General features: G+C 67.9%; 21 protein-coding genes and 1 pseudogene. 13 read left to right on the top strand and 9 right to left on the bottom strand.

Going from position 1 to position 20,548, the window contains the following annotated elements; all coding sequences use genetic code 11:
- Positions 1-30 precede the first annotated feature (30 nt).
- From C1746_RS19690 to C1746_RS19680, 3 genes are all read left to right on the top strand, one after another.
- Positions 31-1,002, top strand: coding sequence for a 4-hydroxy-3-methylbut-2-enyl diphosphate reductase (locus tag C1746_RS19690; RefSeq protein ID WP_205712010.1), 972 nt, complete (start codon positions 31-33; stop codon positions 1,000-1,002).
- Between the two features lie 11 nt (positions 1,003-1,013).
- On the top strand, positions 1,014-2,351 hold the full coding sequence (locus C1746_RS19685) for a hypothetical protein (RefSeq protein WP_116716468.1): 1,338 nt from the start codon (positions 1,014-1,016) through the stop codon (positions 2,349-2,351).
- 83 nt (positions 2,352-2,434) lie between these two features.
- Positions 2,435-3,823 (top strand): PepSY-associated TM helix domain-containing protein, encoded by a 1,389-nt coding sequence (locus C1746_RS19680; protein ID WP_162867996.1) that lies wholly within the window; start codon positions 2,435-2,437, stop codon positions 3,821-3,823.
- Between the two features lie 28 nt (positions 3,824-3,851).
- Here the strand turns inward: C1746_RS19680 and C1746_RS19675 are convergent, their stop codons facing one another.
- The 4 genes and pseudogenes from C1746_RS19675 to C1746_RS19660 form a co-directional block, all read right to left on the bottom strand.
- The gene (locus C1746_RS19675) at positions 3,852-4,103 is read right to left on the bottom strand and encodes a DUF7218 family protein (protein ID WP_116716466.1); all 252 of its coding nucleotides are present in this window, start codon (positions 4,101-4,103) and stop codon (positions 3,852-3,854) included.
- Between the two features lie 46 nt (positions 4,104-4,149).
- Positions 4,150-4,716 (bottom strand): annotated as a pseudogene (locus C1746_RS19670) (redoxin domain-containing protein); the annotation flags it as partial.
- A 129-nt stretch (positions 4,717-4,845) separates the two neighbouring features.
- Positions 4,846-5,997 (bottom strand): ribonuclease D, encoded by a 1,152-nt coding sequence (locus C1746_RS19665; RefSeq protein WP_162867994.1) that lies wholly within the window; start codon positions 5,995-5,997, stop codon positions 4,846-4,848.
- On the bottom strand, positions 5,987-6,862 hold the full coding sequence (locus C1746_RS19660; protein ID WP_116716463.1) for an alpha/beta fold hydrolase: 876 nt from the start codon (positions 6,860-6,862) through the stop codon (positions 5,987-5,989). The genes C1746_RS19665 and C1746_RS19660 overlap by 11 nt, the downstream gene beginning before the upstream one ends.
- Between C1746_RS19660 and C1746_RS19655 the strand changes: the two genes are divergently transcribed.
- The 6 genes from C1746_RS19655 (at position 6,861) to C1746_RS19630 (ending at position 10,823) form a co-directional block, all read left to right on the top strand.
- The gene (locus C1746_RS19655; protein ID WP_116716462.1) at positions 6,861-7,277 is read left to right on the top strand and encodes a RidA family protein; all 417 of its coding nucleotides are present in this window, start codon (positions 6,861-6,863) and stop codon (positions 7,275-7,277) included. The two genes, C1746_RS19660 and C1746_RS19655, sit on opposite strands and share 2 nt — an antisense overlap.
- A 10-nt stretch (positions 7,278-7,287) precedes the next feature.
- Entirely contained in the window at positions 7,288-8,157 is an 870-nt protein-coding gene (gene mshB, locus C1746_RS19650; RefSeq protein ID WP_116716461.1) for an N-acetyl-1-D-myo-inositol-2-amino-2-deoxy-alpha-D-glucopyranoside deacetylase, read from the top strand.
- A 64-nt stretch (positions 8,158-8,221) separates the two neighbouring features.
- The gene (locus tag C1746_RS19645) at positions 8,222-8,746 is read left to right on the top strand and encodes a GNAT family N-acetyltransferase (RefSeq protein WP_116716460.1); all 525 of its coding nucleotides are present in this window, start codon (positions 8,222-8,224) and stop codon (positions 8,744-8,746) included.
- Positions 8,747-8,877: 131 nt separating this feature from the next.
- Positions 8,878-9,285 (top strand): hypothetical protein, encoded by a 408-nt coding sequence (locus C1746_RS19640; protein WP_116716459.1) that lies wholly within the window; start codon positions 8,878-8,880, stop codon positions 9,283-9,285.
- A gap of 18 nt (positions 9,286-9,303) precedes the next feature.
- A complete protein-coding gene (locus tag C1746_RS19635) occupies positions 9,304-10,362 on the top strand; it encodes an HNH endonuclease signature motif containing protein (protein WP_162867993.1) in 1,059 nt (352 codons plus the stop codon).
- Between the two features lie 86 nt (positions 10,363-10,448).
- Positions 10,449-10,823 (top strand): hypothetical protein, encoded by a 375-nt coding sequence (locus C1746_RS19630; protein ID WP_116716457.1) that lies wholly within the window; start codon positions 10,449-10,451, stop codon positions 10,821-10,823.
- Positions 10,824-11,142: 319 nt separating this feature from the next.
- Here C1746_RS19630 and C1746_RS19625 read toward each other — a convergent pair whose 3' ends face one another.
- From C1746_RS19625 to upp, 4 genes are all read right to left on the bottom strand, one after another.
- The gene (locus C1746_RS19625) at positions 11,143-11,913 is read right to left on the bottom strand and encodes a cell wall-binding repeat-containing protein (RefSeq protein WP_116716456.1); all 771 of its coding nucleotides are present in this window, start codon (positions 11,911-11,913) and stop codon (positions 11,143-11,145) included.
- 125 nt (positions 11,914-12,038) lie between these two features.
- Positions 12,039-13,232, bottom strand: a complete 1,194-nt coding sequence (locus C1746_RS19620; RefSeq protein ID WP_116716455.1) for a hypothetical protein — start codon at positions 13,230-13,232, stop codon at positions 12,039-12,041.
- Positions 13,229-13,771 (bottom strand): sigma-70 family RNA polymerase sigma factor, encoded by a 543-nt coding sequence (locus C1746_RS19615; protein WP_116716454.1) that lies wholly within the window; start codon positions 13,769-13,771, stop codon positions 13,229-13,231. Before C1746_RS19615 ends, C1746_RS19620 begins: the two co-directional genes overlap by 4 nt.
- Before the next feature lie 62 nt (positions 13,772-13,833).
- The gene (upp, locus tag C1746_RS19610; RefSeq protein WP_116716453.1) at positions 13,834-14,457 is read right to left on the bottom strand and encodes a uracil phosphoribosyltransferase; all 624 of its coding nucleotides are present in this window, start codon (positions 14,455-14,457) and stop codon (positions 13,834-13,836) included.
- A gap of 172 nt (positions 14,458-14,629) precedes the next feature.
- On the opposite strand from upp, the gene C1746_RS19605 reads away from it, so the two are divergent.
- The 4 genes from C1746_RS19605 to C1746_RS19590 all read left to right on the top strand — a co-directional run bounded on the left by C1746_RS19605 (position 14,630) and on the right by C1746_RS19590 (position 20,263).
- Positions 14,630-15,913, top strand: a complete 1,284-nt coding sequence (locus C1746_RS19605) for a BMP family lipoprotein (protein ID WP_162867991.1) — start codon at positions 14,630-14,632, stop codon at positions 15,911-15,913.
- Between the two features lie 152 nt (positions 15,914-16,065).
- Positions 16,066-17,637 carry an ABC transporter ATP-binding protein gene (locus C1746_RS19600; RefSeq protein ID WP_116716451.1) on the top strand — a complete coding sequence of 524 codons (1,572 nt, stop codon included), beginning with the start codon at positions 16,066-16,068 and terminating at the stop codon, positions 17,635-17,637.
- Complete coding sequence (locus tag C1746_RS19595; RefSeq protein WP_116716450.1) at positions 17,634-18,911, top strand: ABC transporter permease; 1,278 nt, start codon at positions 17,634-17,636, stop codon at positions 18,909-18,911. The genes C1746_RS19600 and C1746_RS19595 overlap by 4 nt, the downstream gene beginning before the upstream one ends.
- A gap of 5 nt (positions 18,912-18,916) precedes the next feature.
- Positions 18,917-20,263 (top strand): ABC transporter permease, encoded by a 1,347-nt coding sequence (locus C1746_RS19590; protein ID WP_116716449.1) that lies wholly within the window; start codon positions 18,917-18,919, stop codon positions 20,261-20,263.
- Here the strand turns inward: C1746_RS19590 and C1746_RS19585 are convergent.
- Positions 20,239-20,478, bottom strand: a complete 240-nt coding sequence (locus tag C1746_RS19585; protein WP_162867990.1) for a hypothetical protein — start codon at positions 20,476-20,478, stop codon at positions 20,239-20,241. The genes C1746_RS19590 and C1746_RS19585 overlap by 25 nt on opposite strands.
- Between the last annotated feature and the right edge of the window lie 70 nt (positions 20,479-20,548).

The raw sequence follows: 20,548 nt of genomic DNA, 5'->3' as shown, positions 1-20,548 counted from the left end.
GGCAGCCAGCCTGGCTACGATTGAGTACTCATGGCTGACTCCGTTCCCCGCACCATACTCCTGGCCGCCCCGCGTGGATTCTGCGCCGGTGTCGACCGAGCGATCGAGATCGTCGACATCGCTCTGCAGCACTACGGTGCACCGGTCTACGTGCGCCACGCGATCGTGCACAACACCCACGTCGTCGCTGATCTGGAAGCCAAGGGAGCCATCTTCGTCGAGGACGAGGACGAGGTTCCCGAAGGCATGCCGATCGTGTTCAGCGCCCACGGGATTCCGCCGGAGGTCCGCGAGCGTTCGGCCGCCCGTGGGCTGGAGCAGATCGACGCGACCTGCCCACTGGTGACCAAGGTTCACTACGAGGCTCTGGAGTACGCGGCCAAGGGCATGTCGATCATCCTCATCGGCCACGAGGGCCACCAGGAGGTGATCGGCACGATGGGTCAGGCCCCCGAGTCGATCAACCTGGTCGAGACGCCGGAGGACGTCGCTGCCCTGGACCTGCCCGATCCCGACCGCGTGGCCTACATCTCCCAGACCACGCTGAGCGTCGATGAGACGACCGGGATCATCGAGGCGATCAAGGAGAAGTATCCGGCCGCACGCGGTCCGAAGGGTGACGACATCTGCTACGCCACGCAGAACCGGCAGGACGCCACCAAGGTGCTGGCCGATCGCTCCGACCTCATACTCGTCGTCGGCAGCCAGAACTCGTCGAACTCCCAACGGATGGTGGAGGTGGCGCTGAACCATGGCGCACCCGCTGCCCACCTGATCGATGATGCAGCCGACATCGACCCGGCCTGGCTGGAAGGGGTGGACACCATCGGCCTGACGAGTGGCGCCAGTGCCCCCGATGTGCTGGTCAGCGACGTCATCGACCACCTGCAGGCCCTCGATCGGGGCGCGGAGGTGGAGCGGTTGACCGTCGTCGATGAGCAGATGCACTTCGCGCTGCCGGCCAAGCTGCGCAACCTTCCCATCGCGGCGGTGACTGGATAGTCTTCGGTGCGATGACGCCGGGGTTCACCCGGTGGGAGCAGCGCCTGGTTGACACTGGCCCCGCCGGAGCCGCGATTGCGGACGCAGCGAGGGCGGCCAGGACGACCGTCGACACGGTCGACGCCATCACGGCGGCCCGGCGCGATGTGACGGCCAGCGTCCTGGGTCCGGTGTTGGTCGCCTACGTCAGCTGGGTCCTCCGGCAAGCAGCAGACGAGGACCTCAGGCGACTCTTCTTCCTCTCTCGCGACGGCCAGGTGCTGCTCCAGTTGGCCAGGCAGATGCAGACCGGTCTCGAGGGCGGGGCCCGCGAATTGGACTTGGCGTACCTGCACGCCAGCCGGGAGGTGTGGGCCCTCGCCGCGCTGGGCGACACCTCACCGCAGACCCTTGCGTGGGTCCTCAGCCACAGCAGGGACGCGTCACTGGCGGGGATGCTGGACCGCCTGGGCCTACGACCGATCACCGGCTCGACCGCCGTCGCCCTGCGACAGGCCGGACTGGACCCCGGCACGCTGCGCCGACGCTTGACGCGAGGCCGCAGACGGCGACTGCTGACCCTCCTCCACGATGGCGGCCTGTCCGAATCCATCCTGCAGGCGGCACAGACCCGCCGCGGCATCGTCGGCCGCCACCTCGAACAGCGAGGGGTCTTCGCCGGCGGCGCCGCACTGGTGGACATCGTCGGCCGAGGCAATCAGCACCGGGCGGCCGTCGTACTGGCCGGTCACCTCGGTGGTGACCCGCCGCTCGGCTTCGCGGTCGGTCTCCAGCGTGATCCGACGATGCCGGAGGCGGTGAGGCGCCTGCAGCGGGCCTGGCTCTACGACGAGAACAGCGGCTGGGGGCCCACCCACCATCGGGCGCTGGATGTGCTCGCCCTGTCCGTCTGTGCGGCGGACCACGGCACGCTGCTCGGCTACGACGAGGTGGGCGATCGGACGACACCGCGGCTGGCGTCGCCGGACAACCGACCGGTGCAGGAGTGGGGGTTGCCGCTCGTCCGTCAGACGCTGCACGCGCTCGTGGCGGCACTGGACCCCCTCATGGTGCCGCAGATCGGTCAGGACCGGGCGCTGGTCGCCGCGCTGGTCCGCAACGTCGAGCAGTTCTGGGCCTCGCCCACGACGGCCGAGGCGGAGGCCTGGGGGAGCTTCCCCTACGAGACCGGCTCCGGCACCAACGCACGAGTTCGGCCCCTCGCCCCACCCGCGACCATTACCTCGGTCATTCGACGAAGCCTCCTCCGTCGCGATCGGTCCTGGGCGCACTGGGACGCTGCAGCCGCCCGTCGGGGGTCCAAGGGGGCGGCGGCCGCACGAGCCGCCCTGCACCGAGTTCGATCCTGAACCGGCGGGGAACCATCGGTCTTTCCCCGTCGACATCTTCGGGCATACGCGATTCCTCGCCCGCCGCAACCAGAGGAGCTCCGGTGTCCACGACCCTTGACTCTCCGCGTCCAGAAACGGCCGCTCGACGTCCACGAGAGCGCCAGTCTCGCGCGGAGGCCATCCGTCCACTCATGTGGCGACTCCACTTCGTCGGCGGATTCCTCGCTGCGCCGATCATGTTGTCCCTCGCCGTCACCGGCATCCTCTTTGCGTGGAACCCGCAGATGGAGCGCGCATTCCTCAGCGACACCCTCGTCCCATCCGGGCCTGCGCAGGTATCACTGGCCGGGCAGGTCGAAGCCGTCCGGCAGGAACATCCCGACGCCATGATCATCTCGGTCGAACCCGGGGACGCTGAGACCAACACCGGCGTTCTCATATCACCGGGAGGGATCGCACCCGAGGGCTTCGGTGGCCCTCCGGATGGCCAGACCGTCTACGTGGACGAGGCCTCCGGTGCGATAACCGGCACGTTGACCGAGTCGGATCGGCCCGCTCAGGTGATTCGGGAGTGGCACTCCTCCTGGGGTCTTGGGCAACCCGCCGAGTCGTTGACGGAGCTCGCCGGCTCGTGGCTCTTGGTGGCCATCATCACCGGCCTATACCTGTGGTGGCCCCGAACCCGCGCGGCGTGGCGTCGGACGAGGGGCACCTGGCTGCCGCGGATCAGTGGTCGGGGCACTCGCCGCTGGAGGGAACTGCACACGTCCATCGGCTTGTGGATGACACCGGTCCTGCTGGTGCTGGTCATCACCGGGCTCACCTGGACGGAGTACGCCGGGGACAACATCCGAGTACTCCGGGACGCATTCGCGGGGGAGGCGCCCCAATTGGATACGGCACTTGCGGCCACGAACGGTGAGACCACAACCGCCCAGGCCTCCTGGGCGAACGTCGACGGTGTGGTCGCGGCGGCACGATCAGCCGGACTCGACCAGCAACTGGTCGTGACGGCTCCGCCCGATGACGGCACTGCGTGGACAGTCGCACAGAACGACGTGGTCTTTCCGCTGGACCGGGATCAGGTCGCCGTGGATGCTCGAACCGGTGAGGTGACCTCGATGACGCGCTTCGCGGACACGCCATTGATGAGCCAACTGACGACGTATGGAATCCTGTGGCACCAGGCCGAGCTGTTCGGTCTCCTCGGGCAGATCGGCATGACGGCGTTGGCGCTCGGCGTGGTAGCCGCCATCGTCTTCGGCTACGTGTTGTGGTGGCGCCGCCGGCCGAAGGGTGAGGTGTCCCGGGCGCCGAAGGCCGGACGGCTCATCAGGACCACGCCGATCGGGATCGGGCTGGTCGCGATCCTCCTCGGCGTTCTGCTCCCAACCCTGGGAGTCGCCTTCCTCGCGTTCCTCGTCCTGGAACGGATCTACTCGGTCGTGATCCGACGCCGCGGCTGGAAGCCGCCGGTCGACCTCGCCTGACGCCGTCGCGAATCAGCCTCGGCAACCGCTACTGGTCGGAACGAAGCGCCTCGATCAGCTCGTCCTTGGTCATGTCCGAGCGCCCGTCGACGTCCAGTTCCTGAGCCCGTTCATACAACTCCTCCTTGGTCCACTCCTCGTAGGGGGGTTGCTGGCCTCCCTTGGACGCGGCGTCATCGGTGTTGGCGATCGCCGCTGCCTTGGACTTGCTCATGCCGTCGTCTCGGAGGCTCTCGTACTGCTCGTCGTCCTTGATGCTGGGTCCGTGATCTGTGGCCATGGACAGACCCTCCCCACCTGCGACCGAGCGGACACCGCGCCCACACTCAGTCAGCAGCGGCCTTCCGCTTCAGCAGGGCGGTGGTCTGCTCGATGTAGGTGTCCATCTCGGCGACGAACGCCTTCGAGTCGTCCTTGATGGACTCGTCGAAGTGGCCGTGCCGCAGCCCCATGGCCAGCGCTGCGAACCGAGCACCCTTGAGATAGGTCGGCAGCTTCTCCAGCGGCATCGCACGCTCACCGGGTGCCGCTGGCCCAACCGGCGGCGGGTCCTGTGTGGTGGCGTCCCAGCCGTGGCTGCGGATCACCTCCAGCACCTCGGTCTCGGGCATCCGGTCGGCGTAGTCGCGGCTGACGAAGCGCCACACCTCCTCACCCGTTGCGTCGAGCAGGATGAGGGCCGGCAGGGCCAAGCCGCGTGGGTCCTTCTCGTTCCGTACGTCGAGGGGCGTGATGGCCTTGGAGCGATCAGGGTCCGACAGGACGGGGAAGGGCAGGTCGAGCTTGTCGACCATGGCCGCGTTCTGCTCCGGACTGTCCACCACGATGGCGAACAGCCGCACTCCGGCGGCGGTGAACTCCTCGTGCAGCGATGCCAAGCTGACCAGCTGGCCGTTGCAGTAGGGTCACCAGTCGCCGCGGAAGGTGATCAGGAGCGCTGCGCTGTCCAGATGGTCTGCCAGCCGCCACTCGGCTCCGGCCTGGTCGGTGAGGGTGATGTTCACGAGCGGGACCATAGCCGATCAGGTGCGCGTCTTCGCCGGCGCCGCGGCGTCAGTCCCCTCATCGACGAAGACGGTGGCAACGAAGTCGTCGGCCAACAGCTCCCACTGCCAGTTGCGCAGTCCGAGGGCGGACTTGAGCTCCTCCGGCGACTGTGGATCGCTCATGACGGCTCGCAGCAGGATGCGGCTCGGGCAGAGCATCCCGGCGTCCAGGCCGTGATCCTCGGCGATGCTGGCTCGGAGGGCACGGAGCTCATCGGCCAGTTCCCGGTCGGCGTCGGATGCACGTCGCCCGTTGCGCCTGACGGGCTCGGGCTCGGCGTTGGCCCCGATCTCGAGCGCCTGGATGAGATCCTCACCGAACTCCCGAACGGACTGGCGGCGAACCCCGCGACGGCCCAGTTCACGAAGCGCGTTGGGCGGCTTCAACGCGAGGTCGACCAGCGTCTTGTCATTGACGATTCGGCCCGGCGCCGTGTCGGTGGTGCGCGCCAGGTCCTCCCGGGTGGTCCACAGCGCCTTCGCTCGTGCACGAGCCTTCGGGTCCAGTCGGCCGACGCCCTTGGTGCGCTCCCAGTCCCGTCGCTCCTCGATCGTCGGTTGGTCGCGGGTCGCCGCCAACTCCTCCTGATACCACTCGTACCGACCTGTCTGGTGCAACTGCTCTTCCACCAGCGCCCACAGTCGGGGCAGGTCGGCCACGTCGCCTGCGGCGTAGACGAGCATCTCCTCCGTGAGCGGCCGGGCTTCCCAGTCGGCCCGCTGCATCTTGGACTTGTCCGACGTCATCTCGATGTCCAGCAGGTCCGCCAGCATCGTCTCGAGCCCCATCGGGAGTCCGAGGACGGCGGCGGCAATGGCGGTGTCATGGACCACTGGCGGGTCCACGCCGAGGGCCTGGAGCGGGGCGACATCGTTCTCGAGCGCGTGGAGCAGGATCGCTCGCTCGCCCAGGAAGCGCTCGATCGGCGTCCAGTCGTCAAGCTCGAGTGGGTCCAGCAGTGCCACGCGGCCGTCCCCGCCGATCTGGACCAGTGCGGCGGATCGGTAGTACCGGTTCCAGTCCGCGCGCTCGACGTCCACGCCGATCGGATCGAGGTCGGCCAGCCATTCGAGCGCACCCGGAAGCTGGGACGGGTCGTCGATCAGGCGGTAGGAATCAAGTGGCATGCCTGCCCGATGGTACGGGTCGCCCCAGGATTCGTGCGGCCACCAGTGCAGGAGCATCCACCGCCAGCAGGTGCCCGGCGTCGGTGACCACCTCCAACGTCGCGTTCGGGAGCACCTCTGCCAGCGCCCGGCCGTGGGCCACGGGGATCAGCGCATCGTCGGCACCCCACAGGATCGTCGTCGGGGTGGTGAGCTGTCGGGCCCGGGTGAGAAGGGAGGGATCGGGGAGGTGTGGGCTCCAGCTGTGGAGCGCGGCAGCGGTCAGGTCGGCGAGGTACGGGGCGATCGCTGCGGGGTGGTCGGGCACCCGGTGGTTGCGCATGGTCGGGCCGAGCAGCTCGTCGTGGCCACCCTGACCCTGACCGTCGGCGAACAGGCCGAAGAGATAGCCCGGCGGTGAGTGCAGGCCGGCGGTGTCGAGCAGGACCAGACGCTGGACCAGTGCCGGATGGGCGAGGGCCGTCTCCAGCGCGAACCAGCCGCCCAGACTGGTGCCGACCACGGTCGTCGGTGGTGCCCCCAGGGTCACCAACACGTCGGCCAGCAGGCCGGTCATCCAGGTGATGTCCGCGCCATCTGGCACGTCGGTGCTGCCCTCGACGCCGGGCAGCATGACCTGGCATATCGGGCGGTGCTCGGCCACCATGTCCCACGCGGGTGCGTCCACGGACTCGGCTCCGGCGTCGTGCAGGACCACGACAGGAGCGCCCGTCTCGAGTGGACCGACGAAGCGGACTCGTACCCGTGACGACAGGTCAAGCGCGCTCTCTGACCACGTGATCGGCATATGTAGATCATTGCCCAGTCGCACGTTGTTCGGCGCCAGGTTGCTGCCGAGACCGATCGAACTAGCGTGATCGGTCATGGCTCGAACAGACGTGACCCCGCAAGGCTTGACCGTTTATCGCGACGAGTGGCACATGTCGCCAGGCATCATCAGCGGCGGCCTGCTCTGGCTCACCGGCATGACCGGTCATCGGCCGGAGGACAACTCGTTCGCGGATGACCCCGAGGTTCAGATCCGGGAGGCGTTCGAGAAGGTGGAAGCCGTCTTGGTCGAAGCCGGACTCACGTCCGAAGACATGGTCGAGATGACCAGCTATCACGTCGACCTACAAGGTCACATCGATGTGTTTCAGGAGGTTCGAGACGAGTTTGTCCGCGAGCCCAACCCGGCCTGGACGGCCATCGAGGTCTCAGGATTCGTCACACCCGGCGCCATCGTGGAACTGAGAGTCGTCGCCGACGCCAGCGGCCTTCCTCGCCCGGCGCAAGCCTAGACTGCGCAGCATGTCTGCTGCCCCCGGCCTGCTCGCCATCCACGCCCACCCCGACGACGAGGTCATCGGCACCGGCGGGGTCCTCGCTCGTGCGGCGGCCGAGGGCCGCCGGGTGAAGGTGCTCACCTGCACCGACGGCAAACGCGGCGAGATCGTGGGGGAGGGGATGGATGAGGAGGAGATCCGGCCGCGCTTGGCCGAGGTCCGGGCCGAGGAGATCGCCAACGCCCTCTCTATCCTCGAGGGGCCAGGGAGCATCGAGCACGAGTTCCTCGGCTACGCCGACAGCGACATGATGGGCCGCGACGGCAACTACGACCCCGCGAACTTCTGGCAGGCCGACATGCACGAGGCCGTCGGCAAGGTCGTCCGGGTCATCCGCGAGTTCCGGCCGAGCGTGGTCGTGACCTACGACGCCTTCGGCGGCTACGGGCACCCCGACCACATCCAGGCACACCGGGTCACGGTCCTGGCCTGTGAGGCGGCCGGCATGAAGGTGATGTACCCGGAGGCCGGTGCGCCGTGGCGGACGCCGAAGCTCTACCTCACCGCCTTCCCGAAGTCGCGCATCGCCGAGGCCAACCAGATGTTCATCGACCGGGGCCTGCCCTCACCCTTCGGTGAGTACACCGACCCCGACGAGATCCCGATGGGAACCCCCGACGACCTCATCACCACCCGCGTCGACGTCACGCCGCACATCGAGGTCAAGCGGGATGCGCTGCACGCCCACGTCAGTCAGATCGCTCCGGACAGCTTCTTCATGAACGTGCCGGACGACATGATGGAGGGGTTCTACGGCCACGAGTCCTTCGTCCGCCGCTGGTCTGAGGTGGGCACGCCGGACGGGGTGGAGGACGACCTGTTCGCTGGTCTGTAGCAACGTGGCGCTCTCGTGAATCCCGGCCGGCGCTCGGCCGCCGTCAGTGGGGCAGTATGACCCAATGGCCAGGTCCTCGGTGCAGCCGGCGGGGGTCCAGTCAAGCTGGTCGGCGCTGAACCGTTGGGCCGGCCGTCGTCGCCGAAGACCGCCCGACGCATCGAATGGCGAGCGCCGTTCACCGCCGGCGACGTCCACACTCCACGCCGCAGCGTTCGGTGCCAGCCTGCGCACCGAGTCCGACTGGGACTGCGTGGCTTTGGTCCACAATCACAGCTTCGGTTGGGTCACTGGCAGGATCGACGGCGTGCTGGTCGGGTTCGCCGACGTCATCACCGACCGCTTCGCCCACGCCTGGCTCCAAGACGTCATGGTCGCTCCGGACCGACAGCGCTCGGGTATCGGACTTCAATTGGTCAACCGGGCTGCCGACGAGGCCAGGCGTTCGAACTGTGAGTGGCTGCATGTCGACTTCGACGACCACGTGGCCGACTTCTACTACCAGCACTGCGGGTTCACCAGGACCAAAGCCGGGCTGAAGTATCTGCAATTATGCTCCGGCAGGCCGGCGTGCATTCATGGTGTCTGAGTTGGGCGTCTAGCGGCTGCCAACTAGCCGGAACGGTGCAGTACCTGCCCCGTCGAGATCTTCACACAGTTCCTCAGCGTGTGGGTCTTCTCGAGGTCAGGCATGTCACACCCCCCTGGTTCAATACAGTCATGTCCGCAACCGTCCTCGACCCGTCGCTGGAGCAGCCGTCCGGCTGGATTCCGCGGGTTGATGAGGTGCCGGCTGATGATGTGGTGTGGGCTGATGATGTGGTCTGGCCTGGCGCGCCGCACCCGGCCGGACCCGCGTCGAACGCCGCTCGGCCGCAGTCGGCCGCGGATCGGTTGATCGGGCTGCTCGGGTCACTCGATGCTGGCATGGCTGAGGCGATCAGGCTGGTCCGTCAGGCTCGCCGGTCGGGTGAGGCTGAGCGCCGGTCGGGTCTGCCGTTGGAGCGGCTGGTGTCGCTGGCGACGGGTCGGACCGGCACTGAGGTGCGGTTCCTCTGTCGGGCTGAGCGGGTGCTGTGCCACTTGCCGGCGGTCGACGCGGCGTTTGGGCAGGGTCGGTTGTCGTAGTCGCAGGTCCGCGGGATCGTGAGCGCGGTCAAGGGATTGCGGGTGGCCCAGATTGGCGAACTCGATGCCGAGCTGGCAGCCGAGATCGGGGTGGGGGAGCCGGACCGGATCGTGCAGCGTGCCTATGGGTGGGCTGATGTGATCGCTGCGGCCGACGCCACGGTCCACGAGCAGGACCCAGGTGAGCGGCGCTGCTTCCGGGTGCAACCGGATCTGTTCGGTGGGGCTGTCTACTCCGGGTATGACCGGCTGGACGCCGTGACCGCGATCGCCGAGGCCGCAGAGGCTGCCGCCGACCCACCCATCAAGGCCGACGCGGTGGGGGTTGATGCCGATGGGACGCCGGTTCCGGCCGAGCTGCTGCCATCCACCGTCCGGTCGGCACAACTGGCCGAGGGACTACGTCGCGTGGCTGCCGCTTACCTCGCCGGCAGCCCGCCGCCGCCGGCAACAGCCGCACCGGCCGCGTCTCCAACATCGGTCACGACCAGCAGCCTGGCTGCCAGCGGCCCGCACACCACCGGCGAATCAGACGCCCCGGCCGATGCCCTGTCCGGCGCGGCCTCCACACGCTCGGGCGGCCCCGCCGCCGAGGTCCCGGTAGCTCGGCCACCCCGGTCCTCGATCTCGATCGTCATCGACCACCGCGAGCTGCCCTCCGCGACCGGACGGGCATTGACCCGCTGGTATGGCGGCCCGATCCCGCTGACCCGCCTCACGGTCGATCGGCTCCTCTGTGACCCGCACCTGATCACCGTGGTCACCGATACCGGCCGGCCCATCGCCGTGGGAGATGCCACCTCGCCGATCACCAAAGCGCACTACCGCACCCTGCACGCCGTTGACCGTGGCTGCCGGCTACCCGGCTGTACCGCACCGCCGCAGCACTGCGACGCCCACCACATCATCCCCCGCTCCCGGGGCGGACCCACCAGCGTCGACAACCTCACTCTCCTCTGTCGCGACTGCCACAGCCGGGTCCACACCCGCGGGCTCGAGCTCGACCTGGACCGACATACCAGGGCCGTCACCCTCACCACCCCTGACGGCCGCTCCTACACCAGCCTCCCCGCCTGACCCCACCCGTCAGGCGGGTTGAGGGGCGGTCTGAACTCAGCCCTGGGCCCTTACGTCGGTCGCCGGGCTGGTCTACGATCACGCGCATGCCCAGCATCGAAACGCCGCGCAACGCCGTCACCGGCATCCTCGACGATCCTGCCAACGTGACGGCCGTGGAAGCGGCGATGGCGTCGGTCGACACCGGTGAACTGCACCTGTTCTCCGGCGAGGATGCCAAGGACATGGTCGACCCCAGCGGCCAGAAGCACGGCGTGAAGGGGCGACTGGTCAGGCTCACCCAGAAGCTCGGGGAGGAGGGGGCGATGCACGACACCGCGATGGAGGCGCTGGAGGCCGGAAAGACACTGGTCCTCGTGCAGACCGACAAGGAGCACCGGCACGACATCGCCGCGGTCCTCCGGGATGCCGGAGTCGGAGGGATCCGCTGGTGGGGCGGCGGGGTAATCGAAGAGCTCTGATTCGGCTCAGTCACCCGCTCCAGCGGAGAGGGCACCCATCGTCAGCGCCACGCTGAGCGCGGTCAGACTCAGTCCATCCGTGATCTGACCATCCCGGATCAGGTCGACCACCCGGGCGACCGGCCACCAGCAGACCTCTCTGGCCTCAGACGGGTCGGTTGGTCCTCCGACCCGCTCTGCGCCCGCGAAGGCAAAGTTGGAGACATAGAGGGATCGCGTCAGATGCCGGACCCCTCCAGCGCACCATTGTGGCCTAGCGTAGGCGCCAGGTTCAGCGCAGCCGACGTGGGCCTTGCCCGCGATCAGGATCTATGGCTGGCTACTCGCACGTGCTCGGGAACTGATAGTCCGTCACGACCAGCCGTCCTCCGATCTCGTCCAGTCGGACTTCAGACCGATCGCCATCGGACCAGATCTGCGACGTGCGCTCCTCGCGCAGGAACTCGACCCGGCGGATCGCGTCGGCCGCTCGACGGGCCTCTTCCACATCGTCCCCACCATCCTCTGCCCGCGCGATGAGTTCGTCTGCGAATCTGTCGAGGTAAGCCCGGACCTGCCGTTGCAGATCTGCGAGCGTTGCAGCTGGATCGAGTTCGACTCCGACCTCGTTGGCCACAACCAGATCCTCCGCGTAGTCCAGCGTGACCCCGGTCGTGCATGCGCCGACGATGTCGCGAATGGCTGCCACCTCAGCCTCGAGCAGAACCTGCTCGCAGACCGAGTCTTCCCCGCCCAAGGCGATGATCTCATCCGGGCGGAGGCGGTTGATCTCGTCGGCAACCGTGTCGGCAAGATCATCACAACCGGCGACAAGGAGGATCGGGCCATCGGAAAGGGTGCCGCCGACCACGGCGTCCACCGGGTTGTCAGATCGGGCGAGGTAGACAACCGGCGCTCCGGTCGGAAAGGCTCGCGAGGAGATGGCCACGGCTGTCTCAAGTCTCGTTTCACCGGCTAGACGGGAGGTGATCACGGCGGGCGCGTCTTGCGCTTGAACAGCGTCTGACGCCGACCACACCGAACCGGCTACGAGCGCGGCCACGACCGGAAGGACGAGGAGCGACCGACAACGGAAATTGTGCCTGGACATTGGTGAGTCCTTCGAGAGAGGTGTCTCGTATCCGACGCAAGAAGTGGCGCCCAGGTTCCAAAGAGCTAGAAGGCGAGAGGAACGACGTGACTGGCCCGCGGCCCTCTACCTGCGCGAGAACGGGATCAGCAAGGCCCGATGCCGGCGTTGTGCTGCATCTCAGCCTGCACCACACCGTCGGCCACGTCGGGGTTGAAGCTCGCCCGGAAGCCGACGACGTCGTCGGCTCCGGTCCGCTGGACGTTCTCCGCCAGCACGGACTCCACCTCGCCAGTCGTCAGCTCGACGCTCGGGTTGTCGCCTCCTTGGGCCAGGAGGACGGCGCCGGAGGCCATCTGATAGCGCACCGAGAGGTCCGGGTTCTCACAGATCAACTCGATCACGTCGTCTGAGGTGCCGTCCTGCCGCGTGATCTGCGCCGAGCCACCGACACCCTCAACCACCTGACCGGGTGCGTCGGGCGACAGGATCACCCGAGCACGCCACTCGACCGGCTCACCGGGCCGCGTCCCGGTCACGACGACCGTGATCTGGCCCACGTCGACACCGACCTCGACGCTGTAGGTCACGCCCTCCACCGGCTGGGGCTCAAGACCGTTCATGCCCACAGCCAGCCGGACGGGGGCCTCCAGATCGTTGAGGAGGAAGTTGAAGAAGCCCGGCTCGACCGCGTACACGAACGTCTGGGACTCGCCCTCGGCCAGGGACCCCGCGGCGGAGGTGTCGGCGCCTCCGACCAGGCTGACCGACTGCGGCGGCGCGGCGGTCGTGGGCGACGTGGGCTCCGGGGTGGGGGTGGCCGGCTCGTCGGGTTCACCGGTGGTCGACGGCGCGGCCGGAGCAGTTGCTACTGGATCCGATGAGACCGACGGTGTCGCAGTCGGTGCCGCCGTCAGCGGGGTCGCGGACTCGGTCGCCTCCGGGCTGGCCGGTTCGATGGCCTCCTCGGTGGCCGGCGTCGGCTCGTCCGTCGCCTCGTCTGAACTGGGCGGGACGACCAACTCGACGTCGGGGGACTCGATCAGCGCGTCGTCGGGGTCGTCGGTCAGCTGGGTGACCAGTACCGCGACGGCCAGGAGGGCGACAGCGGCCGTGACGAGTCCGAGCTGCATCCGAGCCCGTCGGTGGGGACGGTCGAGGCGGTCGTTGATCGTCTGGCGCAGCTGTGCGGACGGGGTGACCTGGTCCGCTCTGGCGGCCATGGCCGCGCGCAGGCGCTGTTCGAGTTGGCCGTGGGACATCGGGTTGGTCTGGCCAGGCTTCATGGTCGCCTCGTTCTCGGGCGTGGGCTCGGTGGGGTCGTGGTGCCACTCGCTCATGTCCGTACCTCCTCGCTGAGCAGGCCCTCGAGTCGTCCCATGGCTCGGTGCGTGGTGGTCTTGACCGTCCCCTCAGCGATCCCGAGGACATCAGCTGTGGCCGCCACCGAGAGGTCCTCGTAGTACCGCAGCACCAGCACCTGCCGTTGCCGCTCGGTCAGGTGCCGCATGGCAGACAGCATCTGGTCCCGGTCAGCCAGGGCGTCCGTGGCCTCGAGGTCGCCGCGGTCGTCCCCCGACCGAACGACCGCTCTGGCGCGTTCCAGGACGTTGCGTCTGAACCACGAGTTGCGCTGGTTGATCACGGCCCGCCGGAGGTAGGCCCTGGGATACTCGATCGGGCCACGTTGGAGACGCTTGAACAGCTTGACGAACACGTCCGCCACCACGTCCTCCGCCGTCGGCTGATCGCCGGTCAGCTGGACGGCCAGGCGCAGGGCGTAGGTGTGGTGCTCGACGTAGATGCGATCGAGCATCGCGCGGGCGTCAGTTGCGTCCAAGAGTGGTCCGGTCCCCGTGGCGGTCAGTGCGGTGAGCATGTCACCTCATCAGACGCGCAGGTCGCCTCGCGGGTTGACAGCACCCGCGATCCGCGTGGTCCTCAGAAGGTTCCGAAGAGGCGGTCCCCGAAGTCACCCAAGCCCGGGACGATGTAGCCGACGTCGTTCAGCTTCTCGTCGATCGCAGCGGTGACGATGCTGATGTCGGGGTCCTCCGTGGTCAGCCGCTCGATGCCCTCGGGCGCCGCGATCACGCAGACCAAGGTCAGATCTGTCGCGCCGCGCTCGCGCAGCAGGTTCGCGGCGAACGCCGCACTGCCGCCCGTCGCGAGCATGGGATCGAGCAGCAGCACGTGGGCCCCCGAGAGCTCCGGCGTCTTGAAGTAGTACTCGGTCGGCTGCAGGGTCTGCTCATCACGCTCCAAGCCGACGTAGCCCACGCCGACGTCCGGGAACATGTCGGTCACCGCAGTCAGCATGCCGAGGCCGGCTCGCAGGATCGGCACCGCGACGACCGGGCGGCCGAGACGGTGCACGGTGGTGGTCGTCAGCGGGGTCTCCACCTCCTCCGTGACCGTCGGCAGCGACGCGGTGGCCTCCAGCGCGAGCACCGACGCCAGACGGGTGGCGACCCCGCGATAGCGCTCGGGCGGTGTGCCGACGCGGCGGAGATCGGCCAACAGGTGGCCGGCGAGCGGGTGGGCGGCGACGGTGACGTTCTGCATCTCCGCGAAGGCTAATGGCTGAGTGGTTACGACACCGGTCGGAGGTCGATAGACTCATCGCTCGACGGCCCTGCAGCCCCGCCTCCCGTGGCGGACGCAGTTCTGATCCAGACAGCGCTGATCAGGACATGCACGGGTCGCGTGAACACGAACTCGAGGAGAGAACACCCCCATGACGACGCTTAGCCGCCGCATGGCCATGCTGGCCCTGCTGCTGATCCTGTCACTCGTCGCGGCCGCCTGTGCTGACGACGGTGCTGACGAGGCCGACGAGGACACCGAGCCCACCGAAGAGGCCATGGACGAGGAGGAGCCCACCGAGGATGCCATGGACGAAGAGCCCATGGACGAGGAGGAGCCCACCGAGGACGCCATGGACGAAGAGGCCATGGACGAGGAGGAGCCCACCGAAGAGGCCATGGACGAAGAGGCCATGGACGAGGGCGACGAGGTCTCCGGCGGCGCGACGCTGGAGGACGTCTGCGCTGACTACGAGGGCACCGAGGTCCCCGAGGACTTCAACGTCGGTCTGGTGACCGACATCGGCCGCATCGACGACGGCACCTTCAACCAGTTCGCCAACGACGGCATGGAGGCTGCAGCAGACTGCCTCGGCTTCGAGACCAACGTCATCGAGACCGCATCCGAGGCCGACTACTCCACGAACATCGAGACCATCCTCGAGAGCGATCCCGAGGTCGTCGTGACCGTCGGCTTCCTGCTCGCTGACACCACCCTCGAGGCCGCCAACGCCAACCCGGACATCAACTTCATCGGCATCGACCAGTTCCAGGAGGAGTACCCCGAGAACTACGTCGGGATCCTGTTCCGCGAAGACCAGGGTGGGTACATCGCTGGTGCCATGGCCGCTCTGCTGAGCGAGTCGGGCACCGTGGGCGTCGTCGGCGGTCTGGAGACCGTCCCGCCAGTGGTCCGCTTCGTCAACGGCTATGAGGCCGGTGCGCAGTCGGTCAACCCGGACATCAACGTCCTGAGCGTCTACACCGACTCCTTCACCGACCCTGCGCAGGGTGCCTCTGCTGCTGAGCAGTTCCTCGGCGAGGGTGCCGACGTCATCTTCGGCGCTGGCGGCCAGACCGGCTCGGGTGCCGTCCAGGCTGCCGCCGAGGCCGGCGCCTGGGGCATCGGCGTGGACCAGGACGAGTACTTCACCACCTTCGGTGGCGGCTCCTCGCCCGGTGCTGATCGCCTGGCCACATCGGCGATCAAGCGTGTCGACCTGGGCACCTTCGTCCAGATCGGCGAGTCGCTGACCGGCGACTTCTCGGGTGGCATCTTCACCCTGGACGCCGCCAACGGCGGCATCAGCTACGCCCCGTTCCACGATGCCGACGTCCCGGATGACGTGGCATCGCAGATCGAGGAGGTCCGCGCAGGACTGGCCGACGGTTCCATCGAGACCGGCATCGACCCGGTCACCGGTCTGCCGCAGTAGCGCCCGGCGGGGTGAGGGCTTCCTGAACGAGGCCCTCACCCTCTAGGCTTCACAGCCCGGCTCGAACACCCCACAGCAGTGGAGTCGACGAGTCGGGCTGTTTTCGGTTCGGTGGACACGAGGAGTGACAGACGGTTGAGAGGCAGTTCCCAGTGACGGAGTCCCCCGACACGCCGGTGCTCGAGGTCGTCGACGTCACCAAGGCCTTCCCCGGCGTGATCGCCAACGAGGACGTGAACTTCTCGCTCCACCGCGGCCAGATCCACTGCCTGTTGGGCGAGAACGGCGCCGGCAAGTCCACGTTGATGAACGTGGTCTTCGGGCTGTACCAGCCCACCTCCGGCTACATCAAGGTCCACGGCGAGCGCGTGAGCTTCGACTCCTCCCGTGATGCGATCGCCGCCGGCATCGGGATGGTCCACCAGCACTTCCAGTTGATTCCGGTGCTCTCCGTGGCCGAGAACGTCATCCTCGGTGACGAACGCTCACGACCGACGAAGCTGGACATCGCCGCAGCCCGGTCGCGGGTGATCGAGCTCAGCACCGAGTACGGGCTCGAAGTCGACCCCGACGACCTAGTCGGAGACCTCAGCGTGGGGGCGCAACAGCGCGTCGAGCTGATCAAGGCCCTCTACCGCGACGCGGAGATCCTGATCCTGGACGAGCCCACCGCGGTGCTGACACCTGGTGAGGTGGATGAGTTCTTCACCGTGGTGCAGACCCTGGTCGACGCCGGCAAGTCCATCGTGTTCATCACCCACAAGCTGCGCGAGGTGCTCGCGGTCGCCGACCAGGTCACCGTGCTTCGGCGTGGCCGAGTTGTGGGCAGCGCCGACCCGACGACCTCGACGACCAAGGACCTGGCCGAGCTCATGGTGGGTCGCGAGGTGTCATTCAAGGTCGACAAGGCCGCCGCAACGCCCGGTGAGACCACCTTGGAGGTGGAGCGCCTCGGCGTCACCGACGAGCGTGACGTCATCACCGTGGCCGGCTGCACCTTCGCCGTCCGTGCCGGGGAGATCTACGGGATCGCCGGCGTCGAGGGAAACGGGCAACGCGAACTGGTCGAGGCCATCGCCGGCATGAGGGACATCTCGGAGGGCCGGGTCACGATCCGCGGGACCGACATCGTCGGGCTCACACCGCGCAAGGTCGAGCGGCTGGGTGTGGGCCACGTGCCCGAAGACCGCAACAAGCATGGGATCGTCGGTGCCTTCACCATCACCCAGAACCTGGTGCTGAACAGCTACAACCGCAAGCCCTTCTCCAGCGGCTGGGTGATGAACCGGGATGCGATGGAGGAGCAAGCCGTCGAGCTCGTGGAGCGCTACGACGTCCGGACCCCCGGCACGGAGGTGCCGGCAAGCACCCTCTCGGGAGGCAACCAGCAGAAGGTGGTCATCGCACGTGAGGTCTCTCGCGACCTCAACCTGTTGATCGTCGCCCAGCCGACTCGCGGCCTGGACGTCGGCTCCATCGAGTTCATCCACTCTCAGATCGTGGGCAAACGTGACCAGGGAACCGCGGTGCTCCTCGTCAGCGCGGAGCTGGATGAGATCCTCAGCCTGGCCGACACCGTCGGGGTCCTGTACCGCGGGCACATCGTGGCCGAGATGCCGCGCAGTGAGGCCTCCCGCGAGCGTCTGGGTGTGCTGATGGCCGGCGGTGACGACCCCGGCCCACCGACCACCCCAACTGAGGACATCGAGGAGATCCCAGGATGAGTGCGCCGACGAAGGGGCCGCGCGAGGAGCCGCCGTCCTCGCGGCCGGACAGCGGTGCCCCCGACGACTCCAGCGGCGGGTCGGAGAGCCTCATTGCCCGCTGGGCCAACCTGACACAGCTGAAGGTCCTGACGTACGCCCTGCTGTGCGCCGTCCTGCTCGGCGGCGTGGTCATCGTTGCGACGGAGGTGGTCAACCAACTGCAGGGCTTGGAGAACTCCGAACTGGGGTTCTTCGGCCGGCTGGGCCAGCTCGACTACGGGGCCGTCATCGGCAAGCCGTTCGAGGCGTACTGGGCGCTGCTCCGGGGAGCTGTGGGGTCCCCGTCGCGGCTGGCGTCGTCGCTGGCCCGGTCCACGCCGTTCATCGCCGCCTCGCTGGCCGTCGCGTTCGCGTTCAAGGCGGGTCTGTTCAACATCGGTGCGGAGGGACAGGTGCTCATCGGTGCGCTGCTCGGCGGCTGGGCCGGCACCTGGGCGTGGCTCCAGGGCCTGCCGGCCATCGTGGCCCTGCCGATCGTGCTGATCATGGGAGCGCTTGGCGGAGCGTTGTACGGCGGGTTTCCCGGCTACCTCAAGGCGAAGACCGGGGCTCACGAGGTCATCACGACGATCATGCTGAACACGATCGCCCTGCGGTTGGTGGAGTGGGTGGTGCTGGGCCGTGACCCGGTCATCCTGTTGGACACGACCTCGTCGGTGCCCCACTCCCGTCCGATCGCGGAGGCAGCCCGGCTTCCGTTCCTGCCGGGCGGGAGCGGCTCGGCACTGCACTGGGGGCTGATTCTCGGCATCGCGCTGTGTGGCGTGATGTGGTTCGTGATGCAGCGGACCACAACCGGCTTCGAGATCAAGACCGTTGGACTGAACCCGTCAGCGGCCACCTACGCGGGGATGAGCGTGTCCCGCACCTGGATCCTGGTCATGGCGGTCAGCGGTGCGTTCGCCGGGTTGGCCGGGGTGGGCGAGGTGTCCGGTTCGGTCGGCTTCATCCAGCCCGGCGTGTTCCGCAACATCGGCTTCGACGCCATCGCGATCGCGCTGCTGGCCAAGGGCAATCCGTGGGCGGTCATCCCGTCCTCCCTGCTGTGGGGAGCCCTGCTCAGCGGCGCACCGCTCATGCAGTTGGAGGCCGACCTGTCGATCGACCTCGTCCGCATCGTGCAGGCGTTGATCCTGCTCTTCGTCGCTGCCGACCTGATCGTCCGGCGCCTGTTCAAGGTGGAGGGCGACGATGAGAACCGAACCGTGCTCGCCACCGGCTGGGGAGGGTGAGAGACATGTCCGCAGTCACCACAGACTCTCGACCGATCGCGGAGGACGCTGAGGCCGTCACCCTGCCGCGGACCCGACTGGTCCGGATCGGCTGGATCTACGTGGTGCTCGGGATCGGGTTGCTGGAGTTCGCCCGGCGGGTGCCCGAGAACGACGTCGCATTCACCTTCGGCATCCCGCCCGACGCGCCGACGCTGTCGCTGGACCCGGGAGGTGCCGTCCTGGGCATCGGGGCGCTGCTGCTGCTGGCCGGCATCGCCGGCGTGCTCGAACGCCGCCTCGGCCGGGTCACCTCCATCGCCCTGATCGTGGCCACCGCGGCCTTCGTGCCGTTGGTCCTCATCCTCTCCCTCGCCTACTCCACCAGCAGTCAGCAGACCAACCTCATCCCGCTGATCCAGCAGTCGCTGGTCCAGAGCACACCCATCGCGCTGGGCGCGCTGGCGGGGCTGTGGAGCGAACGATCCGGGGTCGTCAACATCGGCATCGAGGGCATGATGCTCGCCGGGGCCGGCGGGGGGTTCATGACCTACGCCGTGATGGGGCAGGCTGAAGGCGGGTTCTGGCTGTACGCCTCGGTGGTCGTGGCGGTGATCGTGGGCGGCCTCATGGCGGCGCTGCACGCCGTGCTGACCGTCACCTTTCGCACCGACCAGATCATCAGCGGCGTCGTCATCAACCTGCTCGCACTGGGACTGACGTCCTACCTGCGGCAGCAGGTCATCGTGCCGGCCGGCGTCGGCACCGGGATCCGGCCTGACGACATCATGATCCCCGGACTGCACCGGCTTCCGATCATCGGCGATCTGTTCGTGGGGCAGCCGATCTACCTCTCGATGTTCCTGCTACTGCTCGGTTCGGCCTACCTGATGTTCCGCACGCCGTTCGGGCTGCGGGTCCGCTCCGTCGGGGAGAACCCCCATGCGGCCGAGACGCTCGGGATCGACCCGGTCCGCGTGCGCTACGCCGCGGTCATCCTGGGTGGCTTGATCGCGGGTCTCGGCGGCGCCTGGTTCTCCCTCGAGTCGGTCGGTCGCTTCGAGGACAACATGACCAACGGTGCTGGGTTCATCGCCCTCGCCGCGCTGATCTTCGGCAAGTGGCGGCCGTGGCCGGCGTTCGGCGGCGCGTTGCTGTTCGGGTTCGCCAACGCCTTCGGCATCAGACTGCAGTCACTGTCGGTCACGCTCGAGGATGTCCGGTTCCTCGGCGTGCCCGTCCCCACGCTCGAGATCCCCAGCCAGTTGGCCCAGTCACTGCCGTACGTGGTGACGATCATCGTGCTCGCCGGCGTGATCGGGCGAGCCATCGCGCCGGCCGCCGTCGGTCAGCCCTTCGAACCCTCCAAGTGAGCCGTCGAACCCTCCACGTCAACCAGTGACAGGTGCCTGGGCCTGGCGGCCTCCGCACCCAGACGGATGTACGGCGGCCGCGAGCCGGTCCTGTCCTCCAGATCTCGCAGGCACTCCGAGACGATCTGCCCGATGAGTTCGTCCTTGGTGATCCCCAGCGATCGGGCGAGCGACGCGGTCGCGCTGTCCATCTGCGATTGCGGTGAGTGGTCCATGGGACTCATGCCAGCGTAGCACCAAGACGCGCAGCGTAAAGGTGCGGTTACGGACCGCTGAACGTTGTTC

Source organism: Euzebya tangerina, from assembly GCF_003074135.1.
Classification (GTDB): Bacteria; Actinomycetota; Nitriliruptoria; order Euzebyales; family Euzebyaceae; genus Euzebya; species Euzebya tangerina.
This window is presented reverse-complemented; position numbering and strand designations above follow the sequence as displayed.

Bases quoted from the DNA above. Each gene is read 5' to 3' on its own strand.
- C1746_RS19690 (WP_205712010.1), top strand. From the start codon at position 31: ATGGCTGACTCCGTTCCCCGCACCATACTCCTGGCCGCCCCGCGTGGA.
- C1746_RS19685 (WP_116716468.1), top strand. From the start codon at position 1,014: ATGACGCCGGGGTTCACCCGGTGGGAGCAGCGCCTGGTTGACACTGGC.
- C1746_RS19675 (WP_116716466.1), bottom strand. From the start codon at position 4,103: ATGGCCACAGATCACGGACCCAGCATCAAGGACGACGAGCAGTACGAG.
- C1746_RS19665 (WP_162867994.1), bottom strand. From the start codon at position 5,997: ATGCCACTTGATTCCTACCGCCTGATCGACGACCCGTCCCAGCTTCCG.
- C1746_RS19655 (WP_116716462.1), top strand. From the start codon at position 6,861: ATGGCTCGAACAGACGTGACCCCGCAAGGCTTGACCGTTTATCGCGAC.
- C1746_RS19660 (WP_116716463.1), bottom strand. From the start codon at position 6,862: ATGACCGATCACGCTAGTTCGATCGGTCTCGGCAGCAACCTGGCGCCG.
- mshB (WP_116716461.1), top strand. From the start codon at position 7,288: ATGTCTGCTGCCCCCGGCCTGCTCGCCATCCACGCCCACCCCGACGAC.
- C1746_RS19645 (WP_116716460.1), top strand. From the start codon at position 8,222: ATGGCCAGGTCCTCGGTGCAGCCGGCGGGGGTCCAGTCAAGCTGGTCG.
- C1746_RS19640 (WP_116716459.1), top strand. From the start codon at position 8,878: ATGTCCGCAACCGTCCTCGACCCGTCGCTGGAGCAGCCGTCCGGCTGG.
- C1746_RS19630 (WP_116716457.1), top strand. From the start codon at position 10,449: ATGCCCAGCATCGAAACGCCGCGCAACGCCGTCACCGGCATCCTCGAC.
- C1746_RS19625 (WP_116716456.1), bottom strand. From the start codon at position 11,913: ATGTCCAGGCACAATTTCCGTTGTCGGTCGCTCCTCGTCCTTCCGGTC.
- C1746_RS19620 (WP_116716455.1), bottom strand. From the start codon at position 13,232: ATGAGCGAGTGGCACCACGACCCCACCGAGCCCACGCCCGAGAACGAG.
- C1746_RS19615 (WP_116716454.1), bottom strand. From the start codon at position 13,771: ATGCTCACCGCACTGACCGCCACGGGGACCGGACCACTCTTGGACGCA.
- upp (WP_116716453.1), bottom strand. From the start codon at position 14,457: ATGCAGAACGTCACCGTCGCCGCCCACCCGCTCGCCGGCCACCTGTTG.
- C1746_RS19605 (WP_162867991.1), top strand. From the start codon at position 14,630: ATGACGACGCTTAGCCGCCGCATGGCCATGCTGGCCCTGCTGCTGATC.
- C1746_RS19595 (WP_116716450.1), top strand. From the start codon at position 17,634: ATGAGTGCGCCGACGAAGGGGCCGCGCGAGGAGCCGCCGTCCTCGCGG.
- C1746_RS19590 (WP_116716449.1), top strand. From the start codon at position 18,917: ATGTCCGCAGTCACCACAGACTCTCGACCGATCGCGGAGGACGCTGAG.
- C1746_RS19585 (WP_162867990.1), bottom strand. From the start codon at position 20,478: ATGGACCACTCACCGCAATCGCAGATGGACAGCGCGACCGCGTCGCTC.